The following is a 6589-nucleotide window of genomic DNA, read 5'->3' on the forward strand; positions in this document are numbered from 1 at the left end:
TCTTTTTTGTATGGAGGAGAAAGAAATATATTTCTAAAATATTGTTTTCACTTTACACATAAATATTGAGAAAATTTCACTCTCCCTAAATGTAAAGGTAATAGAATTGTTCTTAGAGAATTACTCGTAGATTCACTTTATTTCGTTACTTATGAACAGTAATAGCCTTATAGGAATGGGGTAAAGGTTTCAATTTATTAGGGGGAGTGGTTCTATGTTTAATAAAAAAATGGTGGCAATGGCAATGACTGTGCCATTAGTAATGGGGACGATTTCTACGGTTTCGGCATTGGAAAAACAACAGCAGGTAAAGCTAGAAGCTTATTCACCACAGAAGAAAGCGACTGAATATTTAAAAGAAAATGCTGCACAGTATGGATTAAAAACAGACCTTTCAGACTTGCAATATATTTCTACAACAGAAACGTCAGTAGCTTCATATGTTAGATTCCAACAAGTTGTGAATGGTGCGCCTGTATTTTCAAAACAAATTACAGTTACTCTTAACGGAGAGGGAAAGGGAGTACTTGCTGTTTCTGATTATCAATCCGTTAAAGGTGTGAAGGAAGTAACGACAAAAATTACTGAAAAAGATGCAATACAAAAATCAATGGCGTATGTTGGAGAAGCAAGTGAACAAAACTTATGGGCTCCTACAGAGAAAGAATTCGGATATATTGTTGAGGAGGGAATTGCTCGTCCAGTATACAAAGTTGTAGTCCATTCTAATAATCCATTTGGTGCATGGGAAACATTTATTGATGCAGAAAATGGAAAGTTAATTAAAAAGGTTGATATAAACCGAAAAGCTGAAGGGTCAGGAAAAGTATTTTTACCTAATCCAGTCGTATCTAGCGGTAGTAAAGTAGGTTTAAAAGATAATAATGATGCAGATTCAACAGCGTTAACGAACCAATTAAAGACTGTTACGTTAAAAGGTTTAGATGGAACAGGATTTTTAATTGGAGAATATGTAACGATTTCTTCAAAAGCAAAAACGAAATCTACAAACTTACAATTTAACTATACACGCGCAAATGATAGCTTTGAAGATGTGATGTCGTATTATCATATTGATACATTACAACGTTACATTCAAGGGCTAGGTTTTAAAAATATTAATAACCGTTCAATTAAAGTGAATGTGAATGGAACGACGGCGGACAACTCATTTTATTCTCCGACAACGAAAGCTTTAACTTTTGGTACTGGCGGAGTAGATGATGCAGAAGATGCTGGTATTATCGCACATGAATATGGGCATTCGATTCAAGATAACCAAGTTCCTGGCTTCGGTAGTTCAGCAGAAGGTGGAGCGATGGGAGAAGGATTTGGCGATTTCTTAGGTGCTACGTATGAAGATGCAGTATCGACAACAGGGTACGGAAAAGCATGTGTTGGAGAATGGGATGCGACTGCTTATTCTAGTTCAGATCCAACGTGCTTACGCCGATTAGATACGAATAAAGTATATCCGAAAGATATTACAAATGAGGTACATGATGATGGGGAAATTTGGGCACAAGGCCAATACGAAATGGCACAAGCTTTTGGCCGTGATGTAGCAACAAAAATTATTTTACAATCACATTGGTCATTAACACCAAATGCGAAATTCCGTGATGGTGCGAAAGCAATTAAGCAAGCAGATGCTCTTTTATATGGCGGACAACATGCCGCTGATATCGATCGTATTTGGGCAGCGAGAGGAATTAGTACGAACTAATATAAAAAATCGTGGCAGTAATAAGCCACGATTTTTTTGTTTTTTCAAGAACTCGTATTAGTAAATTAAGCTATATCAATGATAGTGTGAATAGATCTACATTTCATTTGTTTTTTGTGTCTTTAAAAATAAAATGCTCTTTAAATTTTTGAGACGCAACTTTTTGACCGTTTCTTATCGAACGGAAAGGGTGTTCTTGCCATGTAATAATTACATCAACTGCATCCGATTTTGTAGAAACTGGAAAATTAGCATGTTCAAATCCAGTTTTTCCACTTGCTAAACGATTTTCCTTTAGGGAGAAGAGTTCATATTTCGTTTTTGTTTTTTGCTCGTTGCGGAATACTTCGACTTGTACGTTATATACTTCACTGCTTCCAACATTTTTTACTGAAAATTGATATGTTTGAAATTCATCTTTTTTAGCTTGAAGCATTTTTTTGTTTACTTTTTTCGGTTGATCAATATTCACTTGCCATTGATCAGAGTTTTGAGAGATTGGTAAAGATTTTGGTGAGTATGCGTACGTTTCATTCACTACAATTAAGCATAACAACAGGAGAAAGAAACTAATTGCTTTTTTCATATGTATACCTCCGTTACAATTTTGATATTAATATGTGTGGGAAATGTGTAATTTATGTAATAAAATGGAAATCGTTATTGAAAAGACTAATACAAATTTAAATGGGTAAATAATAATAAAACGAAAAAATACTTACTAAATAACTGGAGAGGAAGCGAATTTAATAAAAAGGGCTTGCATTTTATAAATATAAGAGTTAGAATACTCTGTAAATATAAAAAGTGATGATCAGGAAAAGTACATGATGTAAGGGTCTACAGAGAGCAGCCGATTGCTGGAAAGGTTGCGATACCACATGATGGAAAGACACCTGTGAGTGTTGCTTTGAACGTGATAATTAGTAAAAGCAAACGGTACCTACCGTTATCAGGACTAAGATGGTCAGTAAGACAATTTGGGTGGTACCGCGGAAAAATCCGTCCCTATTTATAGGGGCGGATTTTTGTATTCTTTGAAAGGAGGTGAGTGACCGTGGATGATGATGACGACAACGACAACAATAACGTAAATAAAAATACTGGAGGGAAATGTAATGGGTCAAATAATGAAGCGTTCACTCACACGAGAATGTACGGAGCATAGCGGGAAGATTGTATTACTACAAGGATGGGTAAAAAAGATTCGTCATTTAGGAAATGTTAGTTTTTTATTATTAAGGGATCGAACGGGAGTTATCCAATGTGTATTAGAAAACGAGTTAGCAGGATACAAACTTGAGATGGAAAGTGTTGTCCAAGTAACAGGTGAAATAGTTGAGACATCGAAAACAGAAGTAGGTGTTGAAGTACTTGCTCATGAAGTGAAAGTATTAAATGGTGCAGAACCACTTCCATTTGAAATAAATAAAAAGAAGTTACAAGTTGGCTTAGATCAACTGTTGAATGAGCGAGTATTATCTTTAAGACATGAGCGAACCGCGGCGATTTTTAAAGTGAAAGCTACACTCGCTCAAAGCTTTAGTGAATATTTAATGGAGAACGATTTCACACGTATATTTACGCCGAAAATTGTCTCGCAAGGAGCAGAAGGAGGAGCGAATGTTTTTAAGGTTCCATATTTCCAAAAAGAAGCGTATTTAGCTCAATCACCACAGTTTTATAAACAAATGATGGTAGCTGGTGGACTCGAACGTGTTTTTGAAATTGCCCCAGTGTACCGAGCTGAACTGCATAACTCTTCAAGGCATTTAAATGAATATATATCGTTAGACGTAGAGATTGGCTTTATAAATGATTTTCATGAAGTGATGCAATTGGAAACGGATGTTTTACGACATATGTTTCAACAAGTAGTAAAAAACTGTGAAAAAGAACTACAACTATTACAAATAGAAGTACCTGTCATTACAGAAATACCGAAAATCCCATTGTTAGAAGCGCAAGAAATCTTGAAAGATAAGTATCATAAAGAATCTCCTGTAGGGGATTTAGATACAGAAGGTGAAAAATTATTAGGGAAATATGTAAAAGAAACATATAATAGTGAATTTGTTTTCATTACACATTACCCGAAAGAAGCCAGACCGATGTATACGATGCCAAATAAGGAGAATGCAGCTGTAACGGATTCTTTTGACTTATTATATAAAGGATTAGAAATAACGTCAGGCGCACAGAGAATTCATGATTATAATATGTTACTCACTTCTTTTAAAGAAAAAGGATTACATTCAGAGAAATTCCAATCGTATGTAGATACATTCCGCTACGGATGTCCGCCGCATGGTGGCTTTGGAATTGGACTAGAACGAGTTGTTTATAAGCTTTTACAATTATCGAATGTGAGAGAAGCGAGTGCTTTTCCGAGAGATTGTACTCGCCTTATACCGTAAAAAGAATCTTCGCGATTATCGCGAAGATTCTTTTTTTAATGTTCTTTTATTTTTACATTCGGTTTAAAAAGGGAGAAATATTGACTCTTTTTTTCTCTCTTTTCTTTCGCTAATACACTTAATAAAAGTGAGTTATCAATTTGATCTATATCACTTTTTAATGCATGTTGCAATCCAGATAACATCATGTATACAGCTAAAATAACAATAGTGAAAAATAAAACGGGGCCGAACGCTACCCAAGGTAAAACATTTAAAAACTGGTGATTATGACCAAGTAAAACAAGTGTACCCGCAATGTTAAATGAAATGGATTGAAACAGTGCTAAATGCAATAATAATACTAAAGTTTGCAGCATTTGTTGATTTATCCAAATGAAAATTTTGGGTATAAGAAAGGGTTTAAGATGTAATTTACAAATGTGAAAAAACCCACCACCTAATGTTTTGGAACTTGTCACAAATTCATTTTGTAGTAATAAACGAATTTCATTGCTGAAAAGTTGTACTAAATTAGGTACACTTATAAAAATTAAAACCGAAATCGTATAAGTAAGCCAAAGGTGTTCATCTTCTGGACGTACGAACATGATAGGTGATAGTAAAAATATCGCTAATAAGGTGCTAGGGACGTATTGGAATGTTTCAAATAGAACATCTAAAAAGCGTACGTATCGATAAAAATATGCATGAAGAACACCAAATATAAGTGAAAAGGTTATACGGGAAAAGCTAATAATTATTGCATAAAAAATGGGTGTTTTTGCATTGTAAAGAGTCCGAATTAACACATCATTCCCGTGCATATCTACCCCGAAAGGATGAGAAAAAGATGGCGGTGCTGGGGCTGTACGAGTTATTTTACCTTCGATGTATTGATATTCAGGGATAGGTTTGATTTTTCCTGTGTCTACTTTCTCTTTTGTAATATAACTTGAAATAATAATGGATACTAAAATTAAGAGTCCGATTAAAAATCGTATGTTAAAAACTATCTTTTTAAGCATGTAAATCCCTTCTTCCTGGTAAAATGCGTTTTAATAGTTCAAAGGAGAGATAGAATGGAATTGTTAAAATTAATATGCTTACAGTAATAATTTCCGGTGTTTGGTGCGTAATTAAAAATTTAAATAAGCCGTATGAATTAAATAAATACTCGAGTACGATCATATTGGAAATCATAAATAAAAAAATAGATTTTGCATTATAAAAGATGGAGAGTAAGGCGTTAATGAGTACGTGTTTATATAAAATGTAAAATGGCTTTAATCCTTTTGCGACCGCAACGTTTACGTAATCCTTTTGTAGTTCATCTTTATAGTTTAGTAGGCTGATTTTGTATAAGAAAATAATTGGTAATATACTTAACGTTACTATCGGTAACAAATATGTTTTTTCTTGCATAGTAGAAAAGGGAACGGTAACGAGTAAATTTGTATTTTTATAAATCCAAATGACAAATAACTGTACGCTGACGACAAAAAATAAGTCAGGCAATGATTCTAGTACGTGTAAAGTTTTAAGAATAAGAGATTGAATGCGTCTAGGGAAGTAAAATGTAAGTATAGTAAAAGTAGTAGAAAGAAGCACGGCGATAAGGAAGGCACAAATCATAATCGTTAATGTATGCGTATATGATTCTAGTAAGTATGGAAACAAGTCGCGGTCGGGCGATAGAGTGCCAGCATTGTTAATTCTATAAGTAATACTTGTAGGGTGAAACAAAGAAGAAATAACATTTGATATCGAGTCTAAATAGTTACTAAAATTAAATTGTAAAGTTGGTGTAGGCGGAATTGCTAGCGATTTTGCTGAGTTTGGAGGTGTACCGAAAAACAATTGTGGTAAGGAACAAATCGCAATAATACCAAGAATGATGAAAAATGAGCGGATAACAAAAAAACAACCATTCTTTAATAGTGACATAACGTTTTAATCTCCTTTTGTAAATGTCTGATTTGGAAGGCTAATAAACAGTAGGGGATGGACAAAACACCCACTGGAATAAAGTTTTACTTTTATGTAAATATTTTCTATGAATTTATAGAAAACTCCTTTTCGACAAAAAAATTAATATATACCTTGACAGTTATACATATTACCGATATACTTCATATTAATTTCAAAAGAAAATATATTCTAAATATTAAAATGTGTTGAATAGGAGTAGTAAGGTCATGTATTTGTACAGAGAGCTATGGGTTGGTGTGACATAGTCAAATGACAGCCTGAACTCGCCTAGGAGCAGTAAGGTGGAACGGAATTACATTCTTAGTAAATCTTAACGGTTAACCTTCGATATTAGGTTTGTAATCAAACGATTACTACTAAGGTGGATTCATAATGGAATCAATAAGGGTGGTACCGCGTTAAGTAAATGGCTTAGCGTCTCTTTATATAGAGACGCTAAGCCATTTTTTTATTTTATAGAAATAGAAATGGAGGG

5 protein-coding genes and 2 other annotated features are annotated in these 6589 nt (G+C 34.0%); of the genes, 2 read left to right on the forward strand and 3 right to left on the reverse strand.

What is annotated here, in order from left to right; translation table 11 throughout:
* Window positions 1-214 precede the first annotated feature (214 nt).
* Window positions 215-1726: a M36 family metallopeptidase gene (locus BAQ48_RS22405; protein WP_000482286.1), complete on the forward strand. Its 1512-nt coding sequence runs from the start codon at window positions 215-217 to the stop codon at window positions 1724-1726.
* Window positions 1727-1829: 103 nt separating this feature from the next.
* On the opposite strand, the gene BAQ48_RS22410 is transcribed toward BAQ48_RS22405, so the two are convergent.
* Complete coding sequence (locus BAQ48_RS22410; RefSeq protein ID WP_071712895.1) at window positions 1830-2312, reverse strand: hypothetical protein; 483 nt, start codon at window positions 2310-2312, stop codon at window positions 1830-1832.
* Window positions 2313-2527: 215 nt separating this feature from the next.
* Window positions 2528-2739, forward strand: a binding site (T-box leader).
* A 105-nt stretch (window positions 2740-2844) separates the two neighbouring features.
* Between BAQ48_RS22410 and aspS the strand changes: the two genes are divergently transcribed.
* Window positions 2845-4143, forward strand: coding sequence for an aspartate--tRNA(Asn) ligase (gene aspS / locus BAQ48_RS22415; RefSeq protein WP_071712896.1), 1299 nt, complete (start codon window positions 2845-2847; stop codon window positions 4141-4143).
* 35 nt (window positions 4144-4178) lie between these two features.
* Here the strand turns inward: aspS and BAQ48_RS22420 are convergent, their stop codons facing one another.
* Together BAQ48_RS22420 and BAQ48_RS22425 are read right to left on the reverse strand one after the other, a co-directional pair.
* Window positions 4179-5150, reverse strand: coding sequence for an ABC transporter permease subunit (locus BAQ48_RS22420; protein ID WP_071712897.1), 972 nt, complete (start codon window positions 5148-5150; stop codon window positions 4179-4181).
* The gene (locus BAQ48_RS22425; RefSeq protein ID WP_071712898.1) at window positions 5143-6069 is read right to left on the reverse strand and encodes an ABC transporter permease subunit; all 927 of its coding nucleotides are present in this window, start codon (window positions 6067-6069) and stop codon (window positions 5143-5145) included. Before BAQ48_RS22425 ends, BAQ48_RS22420 begins: the two co-directional genes overlap by 8 nt.
* 221 nt (window positions 6070-6290) lie before the next feature.
* Window positions 6291-6539: a binding site (T-box leader), on the forward strand.
* Window positions 6540-6589 lie beyond the last annotated feature (50 nt).

The sequence above is a fragment of the Bacillus luti genome (assembly GCF_001884105.1).
Classification (GTDB): Bacteria; Bacillota; Bacilli; order Bacillales; family Bacillaceae_G; genus Bacillus_A; species Bacillus_A luti.